Genomic DNA, 18,157 nt, shown 5'->3' with positions numbered 1-18,157 from the left:
AACGCACCCGCGCAAGCCTATCCACCGGGCCGTTTCAGCGCCGCGATCAGCGAAGCCCGCGCGTCCGGCAGGGGCAGGCCGCGCGGGTCGAAGACGCGGCGCGCCAGGAAATGGCCGGTCAGCGCGAAGGCGGCGTCGACATCCTCGGTGGTGGGCGGTTCGGCGACTTCGCTGATGAGGAAAAACGGCAGCGTGAAAAGCTGCGCCTGCCAGGGCGCGCCGGCGTCGCGGCTCACCGCGCGGCCGGATTTCGGCGAGACATAGAGCAGGTCGTTGCGCCCGCCCGTGGCCGCGCAGCTTTCCAGATCGAGGCCGAAGCCGAGCTCGGCCAGCATGGTCAGCTCGAAGCGGGCGATCATCATGCCGGTGAGGCGCTCATGGCCGAGATGTTCGACCATGGTGGCGAGCATGGCGTGCAGCGCAGGATGAGGGTCGCGCTCCGGCAGAAGTCGAACAAGGCTGCCTATGTGGCTGAGCGCGAACGCGGAATGGGCCTGCGCCATCAGCCGGGAGGCATGCGGCGCGGTCACCTCCAGGGCGAAGGCGCCCAGATGCTCGTCGAGACGGGCGCGCCACGTGACCCGCACTTCATTGCCGGCCTGCAGCGACGCCGCCTGCCGCCGCGAGCCGCCGCCGCGCACCAGGCCGAGATGGCGGCCATGGCCGGCGGTCATCAGTTCGACGATGGCATTGGCCTCGCCGTGGCGGCGCACGCCGAGAATGATGCCGTCGTCAGACCACTCCATCGGGCGGCCTCACTCGTGCGGGAATTCCAGCCCCATTTCGCGGTAGCGGGCCGGATCGTCGGCCCAGTTCTCGCGCACCTTGACGAACAGGAACAGGTGAACGGGCGCTTCGACGATGTCGGTCAGCTCCTTGCGGGCCGCCATGGAGATGGCCTTGATGGTCTCGCCCGACTTGCCAAGCACGATCTTCCGCTGGCTTTCGCGCTCGACGAAGATGGTCTGCTCGATGCGGACCGAGCCGTCCTTGCGCTCCTGCCAGGAATCGGTCTCGACCGTCGAGCGGTAGGGCAGTTCCTCATGCAGCCGGTGGAACAGCTTCTCGCGGGTGATCTCGGCTGCCAGCGAGCGCATCGGCGCGTCGGAGATCTGGTCCTCGGGATAGAGCCACGGGCCGAGCGGCAGGATCTGCGCCAGCCACTGCCGCAACTCCTTCAGGCCGTCGCCCGCCAGCGCGGACACCATGAAAAGCCGGTCGAAGCTGGTCAGCTCGGCAACCTTGGCGGCAAGCTCCAGCAGGCTCTCGCGCTTCACCAGGTCGATCTTGTTGAGCAGGATTGCGCGGGGGCGGCGCACATCGGCAAGGCCGCGGATGATGGATTCGACATCCTCGTTGAGGCCGGCGCGGGCGTCGATCAGCAGCACCACGGCATCGGCGTCGCCGGCGCCGTTCCAGGCGGAGCGCACCATCGCCTTTTCCAGCCGGCGCTTGGGGGCGAAGATGCCGGGCGTGTCGACAAGCACGACCTGCGTCACGCCCTCGATGGCGATGCCGCGCACCAGCGAACGGGTGGTCTGCACCTTGTGCGAGACGATGGACACCTTGGTGCCGACCAGGGCGTTGGTGAGGGTCGACTTGCCGGCATTGGGCGTGCCGATGAGGGCGACGAAGCCGCAGCGTGTGTGTTCGCGCGCCTCTGCCGGGCCCTCGTCATGGCCCTCTTCGGGAGTCTCGTCGATGATGTCGTTCATTGCGTGACCCGTTGGAGAAACGCCGCAGCGGCGATCTTCTGCGCGTTCTGCTTGGAGGAGCCGGTCGCCTCGACAGGCTCGAAGCCCGGCACGTCGACGGCGATCCGGAATTCGGGATTATGGTCGGGACCGGAGCGTTCCACCAGCCGGTAATGCGGCGGCGGCAATCCCCGCCCCTGCGCCCATTCCTGCAACGCCGTCTTGGGGTCGCGGGCGGAACTGCCGGGAACGGCGAGGCGGGTGCGCCAGAAGCGCTCGACCACGGCTTCCGCTGCGGGATAGCCGGCGTCGAGATACACCGCCGCCAGCACCGCCTCGACCACGTCGGCGAGAATGGCCGGGCGCCCGCGCCCGCCGGTGCGGTCCTCGCCGGCGCCGAGGCGCAGATGCGGACCGAGTTCCATGGCCAGCGCCACCTCGGCGCAGGCATCCTCGCAGACGAGGTCGGCGAGCCGGCGCGAGAGTTCCCCTTCCTCGGCGTGGGGAAAGGCGCGATAGAGCATGTCGGAGACCACGAGGCCAAGCACATGGTCACCGAGGAATTCCAGACGTTGATAGGAGCGCACGCGCGCCTTCGACCCCTGAACGCCCGTCACCGAGCTGATATGCGTCAGCGCCAGACGCAGATGCGCGCGATCAGTAAAGGCATGGCCCAGCGCCGCTTCGAGCGTGTCGAGGCCGGCGTCGTCGGCGACGCGCGACTTGCCGCGCGTCATCGCACGAAGGAGAAGAGGCGGTCCCAGCGCACCGTCCACGGCCACTTCCAGAACTGCCAGGCGGCATCGCCTTCCTTCACGGAGAAGAAGATGATCTGGGCGCGGCCGATCAGGTTCTCATAGGGGACATAGCCGACCTGGCTGAGCACGCGGCTGTCGGTGGAGTTGTCGCGGTTGTCGCCCATCATGAAATAATGGCCGGGCGGCACCTTGTAGACCTCGGTATTGTCGTAGAAGCCGTTATCGACCAGATCGAGCGTGTGGTAGCTGACGCCATTGGGCAGGGTCTCGGTCCAGCGCTTGACGCGCTCCACTCGCCCATTGCCCTCGTCATCCATCCAGTACCCGGCGTCCTCGCGCTTCACCGGCACGCCGTTGATGTTCAATACGCCGGCGATCATCTGGATTTCGTCGCCCGGAAGGCCGATCACCCGCTTGATGTAGTCGGTGCTCTCGTCGCGCGGCAGCTTGAACACCACCACGTCGCCACGGTTGGGCGTCGAGCCGAGGATGCGGCCGTCGAACAGCGGCGGCGACAGCGGCAGCGAGAAGCGGCTGTAGCCATAGCTGTACTTGGACACGAAGAGGTAGTCGCCGACGAGCAGCGTCTCCTTCATCGAACCGGACGGGATGTTGAACGGCTGGAACAGGAAGGTGCGGATCAGCAAGGCGATCAGGAACGCCTGAAGGATGACCTTCACGGTCTCGCCGAGGCCGCCTTCCTGCTTCTTCGGTTCGGTGGTGGACGTCATGTTGCCTTCCGGTGCCCTCAGCGGCACGGCCTGCGCCGCACGTGGCGGCCGAGCGGCTCCTATAGCCGCTCGGCGAGGCGGCGGCAACGCGCCCTGCTCACGATCGCACGAGCTTACGCGCGGTCAGCGCGGCTTTATCCGCCGTTCGATACCGGAACGGCGCTGATGATGACGAAGGCCTGGGCGAGCGGGCCGTCATCGGTGATGGTGAGGTCGATCTGCGCCTCGAAGCCGGCCGGCGTGAGGGCGTCGAGCCGCGCCTTGGCGCCGCCGGTGAGGAGCAGTGTCGGGCGGCCGGACGGCAGGTTGACCACGCCCATGTCGCGCCAGAACACGCCCTGCGCCAGACCGGTGCCGAGCGCCTTGGCGCAGGCTTCCTTGGCGGCGAAGCGCTTGGCGTAGCTCTCGGCACGCCGGGCACGGCGATCCGACTTGGCGCGTTCCACGGGGGTGAACACCCGATCGAGAAAGCGCTCGCCGTGCCGCTCCAGCACCTCGGCAACGCGCCGCACGTCGGTGATGTCCGAGCCGATGCCGAGGATCACGCTGCTGCTCCCTATGCCGCCTGCGGCGCGCCGAGCCGGGCGCGCCCCTGTGCCATGGCGGTGCGCATGTGGCGAATGGCGCCTTCCAGCCCGACGAAGATGGCCTCGCCGATGAGGAAATGGCCGATGTTCAGTTCGCGGATCGGCTCGACGGCCGCCATGATCTCGGCGGTCGCATAGTCGAGGCCGTGGCCGGCGTGGATTTCCAGCCCCAACGCGCTGCCCTGCCCGGCCGCCTCGATCAGCCGCGCCAGTTCGCCATCCGCCTTTGCCGCCTCGCCGGCGGCGAGATATTCGCACCAGGCGCCGGTGTGCAGCTCGATCACCGCCGCGCCGATATCGGCGGCGCGGGCGATCTGGTCGGCGTCCGGCGCCACGAACAGCGAGACGCGAATGCCGGCATGGCCGAGCTTTTCAACCTTGTGGGCAAGGTCGATGCCGCCGCCGATGACGTCGAGCCCGCCTTCGGTCGTGCGCTCCTCGCGCCGCTCCGGCACAAGGCAGGCGGCGTGCGGGCGATGTTCGAGGGCGATGGCGACCATCTCGTCCGTCGCCGCCATCTCGAAGTTCAGCGGCACGGTCAGCTGCTCGCGCAGGCGCTGCATGTCGCTGTCGCGAATGTGACGGCGATCCTCGCGCAGATGCGCGGTTATGCCGTCGGCCCCGGCGGCGCAGGCGAGCTGCGCGGCGCGCACTGGATCGGGCAGATTGCCGCCGCGCGCGTTGCGGATGGTGGCGACGTGGTCGACATTCACGCCGAGGCGGATGGGGGGAACGAGGATGGTCACGCCTTGGTCCCCTGAATGCTGCGCGAGCCCGGCTTCACCGGCGGCAGGGCCGCCAACTCCGGCGGCAGGGCGTCGGCGGGATAGGCGGGGATGTCGAGCCGCGCCAGCGCCACCAGCTTCACGCCGAGATCGGCCTTGCCATTGGAGCGGTCGATCAGGCAGGCGGCGCCGACCACGTTCGAGGTGTGCTCGGCGATGGAGGTCAGGCATTCACGCGAGGACAGGCCGGTGGTGACGATGTCTTCCACCATCAGCACCTTGGCGTCGGGCGGGATGGTGAATCCGCGCCGCAGCTGGAAGGTGCCACCCTCGCGCTCGACAAACACCGCCATGGCGCCGAGCTGGCGGGCGGTCTCGTAGCCGGGAACGATGCCGCCAACGGCCGGGGACACGACGTAATCGATCTTGCCAAACGCCGCTTCCGCCTTCTCCGCCAGCGCCTTGCACAGGCGGGCGGTGCGGACCGGGTCCTGGAAGATGAACATCTTCTGAAGGAAGATCGGGCTGCGCAGGCCCGAGGAAAGGATGAAGTGCCCCTCAAGCAGCGCACCTGCCGAGCGGAACTCGGCCACGACCTCGTCTTGCGTCATCTCGAATGCCCGGAGCAGGTTTCTGGATGGGGTGCGTGATAGCCCATCCTCAGGGCGCCGTCACGCACTCCTCACCCGCAACGGCCCTCAGGCGCGGGCGGCGGGCCCGCTGCGGTGGCCGCCACGGCTGCGGGCCCGCACGCAGGCCAGAGCCGCCTCGCCGGCCAGTTGCTCGACGCGGGCGCTGGCGACCAGATGACCATTGCCGGCCACGCGCCCCCAGAACGCCTTGGCAGCGCCGGAGAGGATACGGAAATTGGCGTGGATCTGTTCGGTCATCGGTCTCTCCTGCGAGCGTCGTCTGGGACGCGCCGAGGAAACGCCGGTCAGGGTTTAACAGTTCCCTATCAGCCGTTGACCCGCTCCACGCTCGACACCACCGGACGGGCCCTCAGATCGGCGAGAATGCCGTTGAGGTGGCGCAGATCATAGACGCCGATGTCGATGACCATGCGGGTGAAATCGGCTGAACGCGAGGACATGCGCAGATTGTCGATGTTGCCGTCGCGCTCGCCGATGACCTGGGCGATCTGGGCCAGCGAGCCGGGCTCGTTGGTGGCGACGACGACGATCTGCACCGGGAAACGCTGCGGGTCGTTCTCCTCGACATCCCAGCGCACATCGAGCCAGCGCTCCGGCTCTTCCTCGAAATCCTGCAGCGCCGGCGACTGGATGGGATAGATCGTGATGCCCTCGCCCGGCGACAGGATGCCGACGATGCGGTCGCCTGGCACGGCGCCGCCATTGGGCGCGAATCGCACCGGCAATTCGCGGTTGATGCCGCGGATCGGGATCGCCGTCAGCGGATCGGGATCGCTTTCGATGCCGGGAATCTTGAACTTCAGGCTCTGGCCCTGTTCCAGCTCGAACCAGCCATCGCCCTTGAGCGCGGCGCGCTCCTCCGGGCGGGGGCCGGTCCATTCGGGATGGACGGCCTTCACCACGTCGTCCGAGCGCATCTCGCCGCGTCCGACGGCGGCGTAGACGTCCTCCAGCGAGGTGCGCGCCAGACGGCCCACGGAGCTCGCCAGCTTCTCCTCCGAGAACACCTTGCCGGCCCGCACGATGGCGCGCTCGACGATCTTCTTGCCGAGCCCGGCATATTGCGCCCGCACCGCGGCGCGGGTGGCGCGGCGGATGGCGGCGCGTGCCTTGCCGGTGACGACGATCGATTCCCACGCCGCCGGAGGCGTCTGGCCGGAGGCGGTGATGATCTCGACCTCGTCGCCATTCTGCAGTTCGGAGACCAGCGGCGAGACCTTGCCATTGATCTTCGCCCCGACCGCCCGATCGCCGACGCCGGTGTGGACAGCATAGGCGAAATCGATCGGCGTGGCGCGGCGGGGCAGAGTGATCAGCCTGCCCTTGGGGGTGAAGCAGAACACTTGGTCATGGAAGAGTTCGAGCTTGGTGTGCTCGAGGAACTCCTCCGGGCTTGAGCCCTCCGCCAGCAATTCGATGGTGCGCCGCAGCCAGGCATAGGCGTTGGAATCACGGGTGAGCGGATCGGAGCCGCCCGTGTCCTTGTACAGCGCATGCGCGGCGATGCCGTATTCGGCGATCTCATGCATTTGCCGGGTGCGGATCTGCAGCTCCACGCGCTGCCGGCCTGGGCCGACCACCGTGGTGTGAATGGAGCGGTAATCGTTCTGCTTGGGGGTGGAAATGTAGTCCTTGAACCGCCCCGGCACGAGCGGCCATTTAGTGTGGACGACACCGAGGGCGGAATAGCACGCCTCAACGCTGTCCACGAGAATGCGGAAGCCATAGATGTCGGAGAGCTGCTCGAACGCGACCGATTTGCGCTCCATCTTCCGCCAGATGGAATGCGGGCGCTTCTGCCGTCCGGTAACAATGGCCGCGATGTCCTTCTGGGCCACAGCGTCCGACAATTCGCCTTCAATGGCCGCGACCAGCTCGCCATTGTTCTCCTTCAGCGCCTGGAGGCGCGTGAGGATGGAATCATAGGCCTCCGGCGAGAGCTGGCGGAAAGAGAGATCCTCCAGTTCCTCGCGCATGTCGTGCATGCCCATCCGCCCTGCCAGCGGCGCATAGATATCGAGCGTTTCCTGCGCGACACGGGAGCGCTTTTCCTCCGGCACCCATTTCAGCGTGCGCATGTTGTGCAGGCGGTCGGCGAGCTTGACCAGGAGCACGCGCACATCATCGGCGATGGCGAGCAGCAGCTTGCGCAGGTTCTCGGCCTGCTTGGCCTGCTTGGAGACCAGATCGAGTTTCTTGATCTTGGTGAGACCTTCGACCAACGCGCCGATCTGCGGGCCGAAGATCCGGTCGATCTCGTCGCGGGTCGCGTCGGTGTCCTCGATCGTATCGTGCAGCAGCGCCGCGACGATGGTCGCGTCATCGAGCTTCAGGTCGGTAAGGATGGCGGCGACTTCGAGCGGGTGCGAGAAGTACGGGTCGCCCGAGGCCCGCTTCTGCGTGCCATGGGCCCGCATCGCATAGACGTAAGCGCGATCGAGCAGCGCTTCGTCGGTATTGGGATTGTACCGGCGCACGCGCTCGACGAGCTCGTACTGCCGCATCATGACAGAAACCCGCGAGAATGATCGGCCGAGGCGGCCGCTGAGCTAGATATCGTCCGCCAGCCCGACCAGCGCAAGCTGCATGTCGCGGAAGATGCTGGCAAAATGCAAACGGCCCGGCACAGGGCCGGGCCGCTTCGCATATTCGTTCAGGCGATCAGCCTTCGTCGTCGTCGCTCGGCTCCGGCGGCACGAGGCCCTGAAGGCCGGCCAGCAGCTCTTCCTCGGTCATGCGGTCGAGCATGATGTCGGAATCGTCGGCGCCGGACGCAGAGGAGGCGATCATCGGAACCGTCTCGGGCTCCGGCTCGTCCACCTCGGTGAACTTCTGCAGCGAATGGATGAGTTCCTCGCGCAGATCCTCCGGCGAGATCGTCTCGTCGGCGATCTCGCGCAGCGCGACGACCGGGTTCTTGTCGTTGTCGCGGTCGACCGTGATCGGCGAGCCGGACGCGATCGAGCGGGCGCGGTGGCCGGCAAGAAGAACCAGCTCGAAGCGATTGTCGACCTTGTCGATACAGTCCTCGACGGTGACGCGAGCCATGCCTCGGCACTCCTGACGGTGTAAGGGAAGCGGCCTCCATAAAGCAATGTCGCCGGCGGGGCAAGCATCACGCACGCGACGCGGGCAGGCCCGCCTCACGATCCTGCGATTAAAACCGGCGGACAACCCGCCCCTCCGTCTCGCGCCCGCCACAAATCGGTTATGTGTATAGGCGGACACACTGCACCGCCGCATTATGCGTCGGCGCTGCGACAAGAACAGTCAGTCTGGGTATTTTCTCGGTATGGTCAACGGCATGGAAAAGATCGCCCTCTTCATCGATGGGGCAAATCTGTACTCAGCCACCAAGTCGCTCGGCTTCGATATTGATTACAAGCGCCTCCTGAAGGAATTTCAAGGGCGCGGCTACGTGCTTCGGGCCTTCTATTACACGACCCTGGTTGAAGATACGGAATACTCGTCGATCCGCCCCCTGCTCGATTGGCTCGACTATAATGGATACTCCGTCGTGACGAAGCCGGCGCGGGAGTTCACCGACAGCCAGGGCCGCCGCCGCGTGCGGGGCAACATGGATATCGAGCTGGCGGTCAACGCCATGGAACTCGCAGCTCATGTCGACCACATAATCATCTTTTCCGGCGACGGCGATTTCCGCTCGATGGTCGAGGCGGTGCAGCGCAAGGGGGTTCGGGTAACGGTGGTCTCCAGCATCCACACCCAGCCGCCGATGATCGCCGACGAGCTGCGCCGGCAGGCGGACGTGTTCCTCGACCTGGTGGACCTGCAGGCCCGTGTCGGGCGCGACCCGGCGGACCGCTCCGGCCGCATGCAGGAGACGCCGCGTTTCCTTGAGCGCCGCACCCCGGCGCCGTCCACCGACGACGACGCATCGGACGCCTGAACCCGTGCCGACCGCCCTCACCGCCCCCCCGGTGGCGGCTGCGGCCGAGCCGGGGCGCGACTGTCCGCTCTGCCCGCGCCTCGTTGCCTTCCGCGAGCATTGGCGGGAGCAGGAGCCAACTTGGCACAACGCGCCGGTGCCGTCCTTCGGTCCGGTCGACGGGCGGCTGCTCATCGTCGGGCTGGCGCCGGGGCTGCGCGGGGCCAATCGCACCGGTCGCCCGTTCACCGGCGATTATGCGGGCGAACTGCTCTATTCGACGCTGATAAAGTTCGGCTTCGCCACCGGGACCTTCGAGGCCCGGCCGGACGATTCGCTGCGGCTGGCCGAAGCGCGGCTCACCAATGCCGTGCGCTGCGTGCCGCCGGAGAACAAGCCGACCACCGACGAGATCAGGACCTGCCGGGCCTTCTTCTCCGCCACGATCGGCCTGCTGCCGAGCCTCAGCGCCATCGTCGCGCTGGGAAAGATCGCCCATGACCAGGTGCTGGCGGCGCATGGCGAGCGGCTCTCGCACCACAAATTCGCCCACGGAGCCGTGCATCAATTGGGCGATCTGGTGCTTTTCGACAGCTATCACTGCTCGCGCTACAACACCAATACCGGCGTGCTGACGACACCGATGTTCCACGCCGTCTTCGCCAAGGTGCGCGCCCATATCGACGCGCTCGGCTGATGTTCAGGGCGTGACCGGCGCCCATAGCACATCCTCGATTCGCCGCGCGCCGGCGGCAAGCATCACCAGTCGGTCGAGCCCCAGCGCGATGCCGGACGCCTCCGGCATGAGGGCGAGCGCGTCGAGGAAATCCTCGTCAATGGGATAGCGCTCGCCATAGAGCCGCTCCTTCTCGTCCATCCACCCGATGAAGCGACGGCGCTGCTCGGCGGCGTCGGTCAGTTCGCCGAAGGCATTGGCGAGTTCGACGCCGCAGATATAGAGCTCGAATCGTTCGGCGAGGCGCAGATCGCTGGGCTTGGGGCGGGCCAGCGCCGCCTCGGAAACCGGGTACTCGCAGAGAAGGGTCGGGTGCGTGATGCCCAGATGCGGCTCGATCTTCTCCACCATCACCCGGGTGAACACGTCCGCCCAGACATCGTCCTCCGCCACGCGGATGCCGGCGGCACGGGCGGCGTGCCAGAGTAGGTCGCGGTCGTTCCTGCCCTCGCCGACGCTTGCCATGAGGTCGATGCCGGCGAAGCGGCTGAAGGCCTCCGCCACTGTGAGGCGCTCGGGCGCGGCGGTGACATCGCAGGCATGGCCACCGAAGTAGAACGTTGTGGCGCCGACGGTCAGCGCTGTCACGGCCAGCAGCGCCGCGCAGTCCTCCATCAGCGCCTGATAGGTTTCGCCGGCGCGATACCATTCCAGCATGGTGAATTCCGGATGGTGGAGCACTGTCCTCTCGCCGTTGCGGAAGACGCGGGCCATGGTGAACAGCCGCTCCTCGCCCGCCGCCAGCAGCTTCTTGGCGGTGAATTCCGGCGAGGTGTGGAGATAGCGCGGCGTGCGGGAGCCGTCCGGGCGCTCCAGCTCGGTGGCGAAGGCCTTGAGGTGGGTCTCGTTGCTCGGCGACACCTGCAGGATCGGCGTCTCCACCTCAATGAAGTCGCGCGCGGCGAAAAAGCCCCGCAGCGCGGCAATAATCTTCTGCCGCGCCAGCAGGAAGGGGCGCCGGTCGGCATGGCGTTCGGGCGACCACCAGGGCGAGGCGGGAACGGGCATCGGCGATCTCCGGCGCGCGCAATGGGAATGCGGGCGGGGTTGGCGGAAAGCGGGCGCGCTTGTATAGGAGGCCGCAACGGAATCCCAGCGGTGCCCCGCGCGATGCGGCGCACCCAACAGCCAGAGGACCGCAATGGTCAAGGTCATCGCCAGCACGCTGCGCAAGGGCAACGTGGTCGACATGGACGGCAGGCTCTACGTCGTGCTCACCGCCGAGAACATCCACCCCGGCAAGGGCACCCCGGTGACCCAGCTCGACATGCGCCGCATCTCCGACGGCACCAAGGTCTCCGAGCGCTACCGCACCACCGAGCAGGTCGAGCGCGCCCTCGTCGAGGACCGCCCCTACACCTTCCTCTATTCGGACGGCGAGGGCTTCCACTTCATGAACCCGGAGAACTACGACCAGCTCGCCGTGTCGCCCGACGTGATCGGCGAGCAGGCCGCTTATCTGAGCGACGGCATGCAGGTTCACCTCTCTGTGCATGACGGCATCGCCATCGCCATCGAGCTGCCGCAGCGCATGGTGCTCGAAGTGGTCGAAACCGAGCCGGCGATGAAGGGGCAGACGGCGTCCTCCTCCTACAAGCCCGCCATCCTTTCCAACGGCGTGCGCTCCGCCGTGCCGCCGCACATCGCAGTCGGCACCCGCATCGTCGTGATGACCGCCGACGGCTCCTATGTCGAGCGCGCCAAGGACTGAGATTTTCTGACAGTCGGAATCAAAAAGCCCGGCCAAGTGCCGGGCTTTTCATTTGTTTCTTGCTGGCCGCCGTCGCGCGTCGGTCGCCCGCCATCCACTGTGCGCCCCGTCATGACGTTCCCGACGTCGACGCGATTTCGCGCCCTACCCCCGGTCGCGCATCAGCCGCTGCTTGTCGCGCGCCCAGTCCTTGGCTTTGAGCGCCTCGCGCTTGTCGTGCGCCTTGCGGCCACGGGCGATGGCGATCTCGACCTTGGCCCGGCCCTGCTCGTTGAAATAGATGCGCAGCGGCACCACCGTCATGCCCTCGCGCTCCACAGCCTGCCAGATCTTGGCGATCTGGCGCTTGTGCAGCAGCAGCTTGCGCGGGCGGCGCGGCTCGTGGTTGAAGCGGTTGGCCTGGAGATATTCCGGGATGAAGGTGTTGTAGATGATGGCTTCGCCCGTCTTGGCGGAGACATAGCTCTCCGCCACCGTGGCGCGGCCGCTGCGCAGGCTCTTCACCTCCGTGCCGGACAGCGCGATGCCGGCCTCGAAGACCTCGCCGATCTCGAAATCGAACCGCGCCCGCCGGTTGTCGGCAACGACCTTGCGGTCTTGTGTCTTTTTCTCGGCCATCACTTTGCTCCGAACCGGAGCGGATGCCCCGGCCTTCGTCAGTTGAGAAGTCCGGCGTGGCGCATCGCCGCGCGGACGGTCTCCTTGGTCTTTTCGGTGACAGGCACCATCGGAAGGCGCGCCTCGTCGGCAATCTTGCCGAGCAGGCTCAGTGCATATTTGGTGGGGCTCGGGTTGGTTTCAACAAACAGCGCCTGGAACAGCGGGAACAGGCGGTCCTGCAACTCCAGCGCCTTCGGGTAATCACCGGCGATGCAGGCGTCGATGAGCTGCGCGCAGAGCTTGGGCGCCACGTTGGAGGCAACCGAGATGCAGCCATCGCCGCCATGCGCCATGAAGGCCAGCGCGGTCGCGTCCTCGCCGGAGAGCTGGTTGAAGGCCGGGCCCATTGCCTGACGTTGCTGGCTGACGCGCACGAGATTGGCCGTCGCGTCCTTCACGCCGGCAATGTTGGGCAGCTCATACAGCCGCGCCATGGTCTCCACCGACATGTCGATCACCGACCGGCCGGGGATATTGTAGATGTAGATCGGAATGCCGATGGCGTCGTTGATGGCCTTGTAGTGCTGGTACAGGCCCTCGGGACCGGGCTTGTTGTAATAGGGCGTCACCACCAGCACCGCGTCGGCACCGGCCTGCTCCGCGTGGCGGGCGAGGTCGATGGCCTCGATGGTGTTGTTGGAGCCGGCGCCGGCGATGACAGGCACGCGGCCCGCCGACTGGGCGACGGTCCATTCAACCACGCGCTTGTGCTCGTCATGCGAAACGGTCGGGCTCTCGCCGGTCGTGCCCACGGGCACGAGGCCGTGGATGCCTTCCTCGATCTGCCAGTCCACGAGGTCACGGAACGCTTTCTCATCCAGCGCGCCATCGCGGAACGGCGTCACGAGTGCCGTAAAGGATCCACGGAAGGGCAGCGAATGGGACATGGCGCGCTCCTGAGCTTTTCTCGTCTTGTCGCGCACCATGCCCCGGCAGGACGGGTCGAACATGGTGCGGCAAAGGGGGCATCAGATATCGCGTCGGCGCGGCTGAAGGAAGGGCATTGTTGGCGCTTCCTGCGCAAAGCCTGGCAAAGCGCCGGGGGTGTGGCACACTGCCCCCGTTTCGCCGGCTTGATCGGGTAGAGAGTGCGATGGCGCAGTGGTTGAACGCCCGGGAAACGGCTGCGCAGGGGTTGTGGTTAGCAATTCGTCAATAAGATCGCGAGACAACTGAGAGGTCGTCCGCACCAGACGGATCTGGATCGGGCGCCGTCCGTTTGTAAGGAGTGCGAGCAGCCATGCGCGAGTACGTGAACGAACATCCGCTTCGGCGTCGTTCCGGAACCGACTCGCGGCGCCGGCGCGGCGTCATCCTGCCGGTGGCCGCCGCCCTGCTGCTCGGCTCGGCCGGAGTGATTCCGACGTTCTCCAGTGCGGCAGCGCAGGCCCAGACGCCGACGCCCGCACCCAAGCCCGCCGCCAAGCCTGTCGCCGCGAAGCCTGCTGCGAAGCCAACCGCCGCCAAACCCGCGAGTGCCAGGGAAAAGCCGGCGAAGACGGCGGCGAAGAAGCCTGCCCCGACGCCGGCGGCCAAGCCCGCGACGGCGACCTCCGCCAAGGTGAACGCGGCGTCGGCAGCGGTCGGTCTGGCGCTCGCGCCCTCGCCGTCCTTCTCCGGCGCCATGGGCGACCTGAAGACGGCGACCGACCTGATCGACAAGGGCCAGAGCGCGCAGGCGCTCGCCATGGCCGACCAGATGCGTGACCCGGGCGCGCAGGCGCTGGTGCGCTGGCTGGCGCTGCGGGTGACTGCGCGCGATGTCGGCTTCGACCGCGCCGTCGCCATCCTTCAGGCACACCCCACCCTGCCGACACCGATCGTGCTGCGCCGCCGGCTGGAATATCTGCTGTTCGTCGAGAACAAGGATCCGCAGACGATCCTCACTTTCTTCGCCGAGCAGGCGCCCTATTCGGGCGAAGGCAAGATTGCGCTGGCCCGCGCGCTGTTCGCCGCCGGCGACCAGAAGGCCGGCGCCGCCTGGCTGCGCAATGCCTGGCAGGAGGATGCGCTCGGCTCCGACACCGAATCCACCGTCATGGTGGAGTTCGGCGGACTGCTGACCCGCACCGACCACAAATACCGCGCCGACAAGCTGCTCTATGCCGAGGACAGCGAGCGCGGCCTGCGCGCGGCGCAGCGCGCCGGCGACGACGTGGTGGCGCTGGCACGCGCTCGCATCGCGCTCTCCACCGGCAAGGGCGACGTGGCGAAGCTGCTGGCGGCGGTGCCCGGCTCGCTGCGCTCGGACCCGGCCTATCTCTACACGGTCGCCAAGATGCAGCGCAGGCAGGGCGACCATGCCGCTGCCGCGCGCACGCTTTCCAGCGCGCCGAGGGACGGCGCCGTTCTGGTCGACCCGGACGAATGGTGGGTCGAGCGCCGGCTGGTGGCGCGCGGCCTGCTCGACAAGGGCGACGCCCGCACCGCCTACAAGGTGGCGCGCGAGGCCGCGGAGCCGGATGACGACCACATGCGGGCCGACCATTATTTCATGGCCGGCTGGCTGGCGCTGCGCTACCTCAACGACCCCAAGGCGGCGCTGGCGTATTTCGCCAAGGTGCCGGAGAAGCAGACCCATCCCGCCACGGTGTCGCGTGGCTATTACTGGCAGGGCCGCGCCTATGAGGCGCTCGGCTCCACGGCCAATGCGCGCTCGCAATATGCGACGGCAGCCCAGTACGGCACCGCCTATTACGGCCAGCTTTCCGCCGCGCGGCTCGGCAATTCGCGCGTGAAGATCCAGGCTGCCCCCGCCGCCAATGCCGCGCAGCGCAACGCCTTCAACCGCGATGAAGGCGTGATGATCTTCAAGCTGCTGGAGCGGCTCGACAAGTCGAGCCTGTCCATCGCCCTGGGCTATGATCTCGCCGAGCGCCTGCCCGACGCCGCGCAGCTGGGCCTGTTGTCCGACCTGGCGAAGCAGCAGGGCGACGCCCGGGCCATGACGATGATCGGCAAGGTCGCGCTCAATCGCGGCATTCCTCTGGAGGCCGAGGCGTTTCCGACAATCGGCATTCCCGACTACCGGCCGATCGCAGAGGACGTCGACCGCTCGCTGGTCTACGCCATCACGCGGCAGGAGAGCATGTTCAACCCCACCGCCCGCTCGAGCGCCGGGGCGACAGGGCTCATGCAGGTGATGCCGGCGACCGGCACCACCATCGCCCGGCGGACAGGCACCACGCTCGACCCCAAGCGGCTGAGCCACCCCACGGTGAACGTGCAGTTCGGCGCCGCTGAGCTGCGCAGCCTGCTCGACAACTACCAGAACAATTATGTGCTGACCTTCGCCGCCTACAATGCCGGCCGGGGCAGCGTGGCGAAGTGGATCGCCGCCTATGGCGACCCGCGCGACCCTTCCGTCGATCCTATCGACTGGGTGGAGCGCATCCCCTTCTCCGAAACGCGCAATTACGTGCAGCGCGTGATGGAAAATGCGCAGGTCTACAAATCCCGCTTCGGCGCGCGCGACACACTGCAGATAGAGGCCGATCTGCGCGGCTCTCGCCTCTGATCAACGGCGTCAGCCGCGTAGATGTCGGCGCGGGCCGCGCCCGCGCACCATGCGCCTGAGCCAGCATCCGCCGATGCAGCCGACCACATAGGTCGCCGCCAGAAGCAGCGTCACATCGAGGGCGAAGGGCGTCATGGCGTCACCCTTCCCGCATCGTCCGCCGGCGGCTTGGCGCGCGCGGGCGTGCAGCCGCCCCACCACCCGGTGGCGAGGCCGATGGCGAGGGCGGCCGCGAGATACGGCCAGAGTTCGAACGCCAGGAACAACATCGCCTCACCTCACGATCAACTGGACGCCGGCGGCGGCGGGGTCGGTATCGGCCGGCGCCTGGACGGCAAGCGCCGGACGCTCATCGGTAATCAGCCGGTCCGGCGCGATGCCGGCAGCGGCGAGATACTGGATCAGCGCCTGCGCCCGCGCCGCTGCCTGCGCCGGCCCGGCGTCGGGCTGGCGGATGGAAATCTCGATCAGTGCCTCCGGGCAGTTTGCTGCCGCCGCCACGATCTGGTCCAGCAGTCCAAAGCTCGACGCCTCGATGGTGGATCCCTCGGCCTCGAAGCCGATGGTTCCCTTGTCCAGGAGATTCACGATCGACTTCTGGCAGGTTGCCGCGTCCACCGGCTCCGGCAGCGGCGCCACGTCGAGCGCCACGTCGAGCGTGAAGCCGGAGGGCAGGCCGGCCGCCAAGCTCGCCTCGATCGAGGGTACGGCCTGCGCGTAGAGCGCCGTGCCGGTCACTTTCAGCTTGCCGTCGTCGAAGCGCACTTCGCCCGACTGCAGTCGCGAGAGCTGGCGCATCGCCGTCATGACGGCGGCGGTGAAGCCCTGAGGCGCGCCTTGCGCGATCGCCGATACATCGTTGATGCGCGCGCCGAGGAACTGGGTCTTCGCGGCTTCGACCAGCCGCTCATGCTCGGTCGGAGACGGGAAGAAGCCGGACAGCGTCAGGCCGTCGGCGTCCTTGCGAAGGCTGAACACGTAGGGCGAGACCACGGGCGGGCGCACGTCGCTGCGCAGGACAAAGCCCTTGGGCGGCGACTGTTCCAGCGCGGCGTGTACGGCCATGAAGGCGGCCGAATCCTGCGCCTCGCCGGAAATCGAGAGGCTGAGGCCGCTGCCGCGCACGGCGCCCAGCCTCAGCCGTGAGAGCTGGTCGACGCCGAAGCCGGTGGCCGCCACCCAGGCCTCTGCAGGCGGGCCGCCGGCGGCGATGCGCATCTCGTCACTCGCCGGCACGCCGGGAAAATCTCCGCGCACCGCATCGAGGATCAGCCGCTTGGCGTCCTCGGAGGGCGCATAGCCGGTCATCCGCAGGCCATTCACCGTGCGCTGGACGCCCCAGACGAAGGGATCGACACTGGGCGGCTCGACGGCGAAGCGGGTCAGCGTATAGCCTTCCGGCAGATTGCGCCGCGCGCCGGCCAGCGCGTCATAGGCGGCAAAATCCGGCGCAGTGCCATCGACCGCGATCGTCGTCCCGGATAGCGCAACCTTACCGTTCGGCAGTCGGCCGAGCTGGCCGAGCGCGAAGGAGACGGCCTTCAGCCAGCCATCCGTCGGCGGGGCGCCGTCCGCCAGCCGCAGCCGGTCGGAAATCGCCGCGCCCGGCACAGCGGCGCGTACCATGTCGAGCAGGGCGCGCCTGGCATCGCCGAGCGGAATGTAACCCGCAAGGGTGACATCGCCATCCGCCTCGCGCACCGCCGACCAGACGAAGGGCGAGACCGCCGGCGGCAGCACGGCAAAGCGCGCCAGCTTGAAATCGCCGGGCAATTCGCTGCGCACCGTGACTTCCAGCGCGTCATAGGCGGCAAAATCGGGTGCCCTGCCCTCAATGGAGAACGAGTCGTCGGAGATGGTGATGCGCCCCGCCGGCATCTTGGCGAGTTGCTCGATGCCGAAGGAGACCACGCCAATGAAATCGCCGGCCGGCACGCCGCGGGCGCGCACCAGTTCCTTCTCGCCCGTCACCACCACGCCCGGCGCCATGGCGCTCGCCGCCTCGGCGATGCGCCGGCGGGCATAGGACGAGGGGACATAGCCTTCAAGGTGCAGCTTGCTGCCGTCGCGTATGGCGGCGAAGGTGAAGGGACGCCGCTCCGGCAGCAGGGTGGTGCGATCCTCCACCACGCGCACGCCCGACAGGCGGGCCAACTCGTAGCGAACCTTGATGCGGGCCTCTTCCGACAACGCCTCGCCTTCAAGGACGGCGTTGCGGCCCTCGAACCGCGCATGGGCCCAGGATTCGCCGATGACCGACATCAGCCCCTCGGCCCGGTCGGTCAGGTCCTGTTCAACCGGTGCCCGCGCAAAGGTGACGGCGATCGCCACCAGCACGGCAAGGGCGGGAAGCCCCTTCCACCAGGCGCGCCAACGACACATCATCTCTTCCCCCGTCCGGCAGTCTGAATCGATCGACCGCAAGGCGGCGGGACTTCACCATAGTTCCGCGCCATCAGGAAGCCGCTCCTTCCCGCCGGCGCGCCCGCGCCCATG

Annotated in this window: 20 protein-coding genes; 4 read left to right on the top strand and 16 right to left on the bottom strand. The window is 67.5% G+C overall.

Annotation, left to right across the window (positions count from 1 at the left end; translation table 11 throughout):
- Positions 1–17 precede the first annotated feature (17 nt).
- From recO to rpoZ, 10 genes are all read right to left on the bottom strand, one after another.
- Positions 18–746, bottom strand: coding sequence for a DNA repair protein RecO (recO, locus tag ACQY76_RS17990; RefSeq protein WP_428030067.1), 729 nt, complete (start codon positions 744–746; stop codon positions 18–20).
- A 9-nt stretch (positions 747–755) separates the two neighbouring features.
- A complete protein-coding gene (gene era / locus ACQY76_RS17985) occupies positions 756–1,715 on the bottom strand; it encodes a GTPase Era (RefSeq protein ID WP_428030066.1) in 960 nt (319 codons plus the stop codon).
- On the bottom strand, positions 1,712–2,431 hold the full coding sequence (gene rnc / locus ACQY76_RS17980) for a ribonuclease III (protein ID WP_428033048.1): 720 nt from the start codon (positions 2,429–2,431) through the stop codon (positions 1,712–1,714). Before rnc ends, era begins: the two co-directional genes overlap by 4 nt.
- Complete coding sequence (gene lepB / locus ACQY76_RS17975) at positions 2,428–3,183, bottom strand: signal peptidase I (RefSeq protein ID WP_428030065.1); 756 nt, start codon at positions 3,181–3,183, stop codon at positions 2,428–2,430. The genes rnc and lepB overlap by 4 nt, the downstream gene beginning before the upstream one ends.
- Before the next feature lie 134 nt (positions 3,184–3,317).
- Positions 3,318–3,728: a holo-ACP synthase gene (gene acpS / locus ACQY76_RS17970; RefSeq protein ID WP_428030064.1), complete on the bottom strand. Its 411-nt coding sequence runs from the start codon at positions 3,726–3,728 to the stop codon at positions 3,318–3,320.
- A gap of 11 nt (positions 3,729–3,739) precedes the next feature.
- A complete protein-coding gene (locus ACQY76_RS17965; RefSeq protein WP_428030063.1) occupies positions 3,740–4,516 on the bottom strand; it encodes a pyridoxine 5'-phosphate synthase in 777 nt (258 codons plus the stop codon).
- Entirely contained in the window at positions 4,513–5,106 is a 594-nt protein-coding gene (gene pyrE / locus ACQY76_RS17960) for an orotate phosphoribosyltransferase (protein ID WP_428030062.1), read from the bottom strand. The genes ACQY76_RS17965 and pyrE overlap by 4 nt, the downstream gene beginning before the upstream one ends.
- Before the next feature lie 87 nt (positions 5,107–5,193).
- Complete coding sequence (locus ACQY76_RS17955; protein ID WP_428030061.1) at positions 5,194–5,385, bottom strand: CsbD family protein; 192 nt, start codon at positions 5,383–5,385, stop codon at positions 5,194–5,196.
- Between the two features lie 68 nt (positions 5,386–5,453).
- Positions 5,454–7,655 (bottom strand): RelA/SpoT family protein, encoded by a 2,202-nt coding sequence (locus tag ACQY76_RS17950; RefSeq protein ID WP_428030060.1) that lies wholly within the window; start codon positions 7,653–7,655, stop codon positions 5,454–5,456.
- Between the two features lie 154 nt (positions 7,656–7,809).
- Positions 7,810–8,196, bottom strand: coding sequence for a DNA-directed RNA polymerase subunit omega (gene rpoZ, locus ACQY76_RS17945; protein ID WP_428030059.1), 387 nt, complete (start codon positions 8,194–8,196; stop codon positions 7,810–7,812).
- A gap of 244 nt (positions 8,197–8,440) precedes the next feature.
- Between rpoZ and ACQY76_RS17940 the strand changes: the two genes are divergently transcribed.
- Both ACQY76_RS17940 and ACQY76_RS17935 read left to right on the top strand, forming a co-directional pair.
- Positions 8,441–9,058 carry an NYN domain-containing protein gene (locus ACQY76_RS17940; protein ID WP_428033047.1) on the top strand — a complete coding sequence of 206 codons (618 nt, stop codon included), beginning with the start codon at positions 8,441–8,443 and terminating at the stop codon, positions 9,056–9,058.
- A 4-nt stretch (positions 9,059–9,062) separates the two neighbouring features.
- Positions 9,063–9,734, top strand: a complete 672-nt coding sequence (locus tag ACQY76_RS17935; protein WP_428030058.1) for a uracil-DNA glycosylase — start codon at positions 9,063–9,065, stop codon at positions 9,732–9,734.
- A gap of 3 nt (positions 9,735–9,737) precedes the next feature.
- On the opposite strand, the gene epmA is transcribed toward ACQY76_RS17935, so the two are convergent.
- Positions 9,738–10,781: an EF-P lysine aminoacylase EpmA gene (epmA, locus tag ACQY76_RS17930; RefSeq protein ID WP_428030057.1), complete on the bottom strand. Its 1,044-nt coding sequence runs from the start codon at positions 10,779–10,781 to the stop codon at positions 9,738–9,740.
- Between the two features lie 133 nt (positions 10,782–10,914).
- Between epmA and efp the strand changes: the two genes are divergently transcribed.
- Positions 10,915–11,484, top strand: coding sequence for an elongation factor P (gene efp / locus ACQY76_RS17925; RefSeq protein ID WP_428030056.1), 570 nt, complete (start codon positions 10,915–10,917; stop codon positions 11,482–11,484).
- A gap of 144 nt (positions 11,485–11,628) precedes the next feature.
- Here efp and smpB read toward each other — a convergent pair whose 3' ends face one another.
- Positions 11,629–12,102, bottom strand: a complete 474-nt coding sequence (gene smpB / locus ACQY76_RS17920; RefSeq protein WP_131835373.1) for an SsrA-binding protein SmpB — start codon at positions 12,100–12,102, stop codon at positions 11,629–11,631.
- A gap of 38 nt (positions 12,103–12,140) precedes the next feature.
- On the bottom strand, positions 12,141–13,031 hold the full coding sequence (gene dapA / locus ACQY76_RS17915; RefSeq protein ID WP_428030055.1) for a 4-hydroxy-tetrahydrodipicolinate synthase: 891 nt from the start codon (positions 13,029–13,031) through the stop codon (positions 12,141–12,143).
- 353 nt (positions 13,032–13,384) lie between these two features.
- Here dapA and ACQY76_RS17910 point away from each other — a divergent pair, with 353 nt between their 5' ends.
- Positions 13,385–15,661, top strand: coding sequence for a transglycosylase SLT domain-containing protein (locus ACQY76_RS17910; protein WP_428030054.1), 2,277 nt, complete (start codon positions 13,385–13,387; stop codon positions 15,659–15,661).
- A 9-nt stretch (positions 15,662–15,670) separates the two neighbouring features.
- Here the strand turns inward: ACQY76_RS17910 and ACQY76_RS17905 are convergent, their stop codons facing one another.
- From ACQY76_RS17905 to ACQY76_RS17895, 3 genes are read right to left on the bottom strand one after another with little or no spacing between them, the layout of a single operon-like run.
- The gene (locus tag ACQY76_RS17905) at positions 15,671–15,796 is read right to left on the bottom strand and encodes a hypothetical protein (protein WP_428030053.1); all 126 of its coding nucleotides are present in this window, start codon (positions 15,794–15,796) and stop codon (positions 15,671–15,673) included.
- A complete protein-coding gene (locus tag ACQY76_RS17900; RefSeq protein WP_428030052.1) occupies positions 15,793–15,930 on the bottom strand; it encodes a hypothetical protein in 138 nt (45 codons plus the stop codon). The genes ACQY76_RS17905 and ACQY76_RS17900 overlap by 4 nt, the downstream gene beginning before the upstream one ends.
- 4 nt (positions 15,931–15,934) lie before the next feature.
- Positions 15,935–18,046 (bottom strand): flagellar motor protein MotB, encoded by a 2,112-nt coding sequence (locus tag ACQY76_RS17895; protein ID WP_428030051.1) that lies wholly within the window; start codon positions 18,044–18,046, stop codon positions 15,935–15,937.
- Positions 18,047–18,157 lie beyond the last annotated feature (111 nt).

This window comes from Ancylobacter sp. (genome assembly GCF_965279025.1).
Classification (GTDB): domain Bacteria; phylum Pseudomonadota; class Alphaproteobacteria; order Rhizobiales; family Xanthobacteraceae; genus Ancylobacter.
This window is presented reverse-complemented; position numbering and strand designations above follow the sequence as displayed.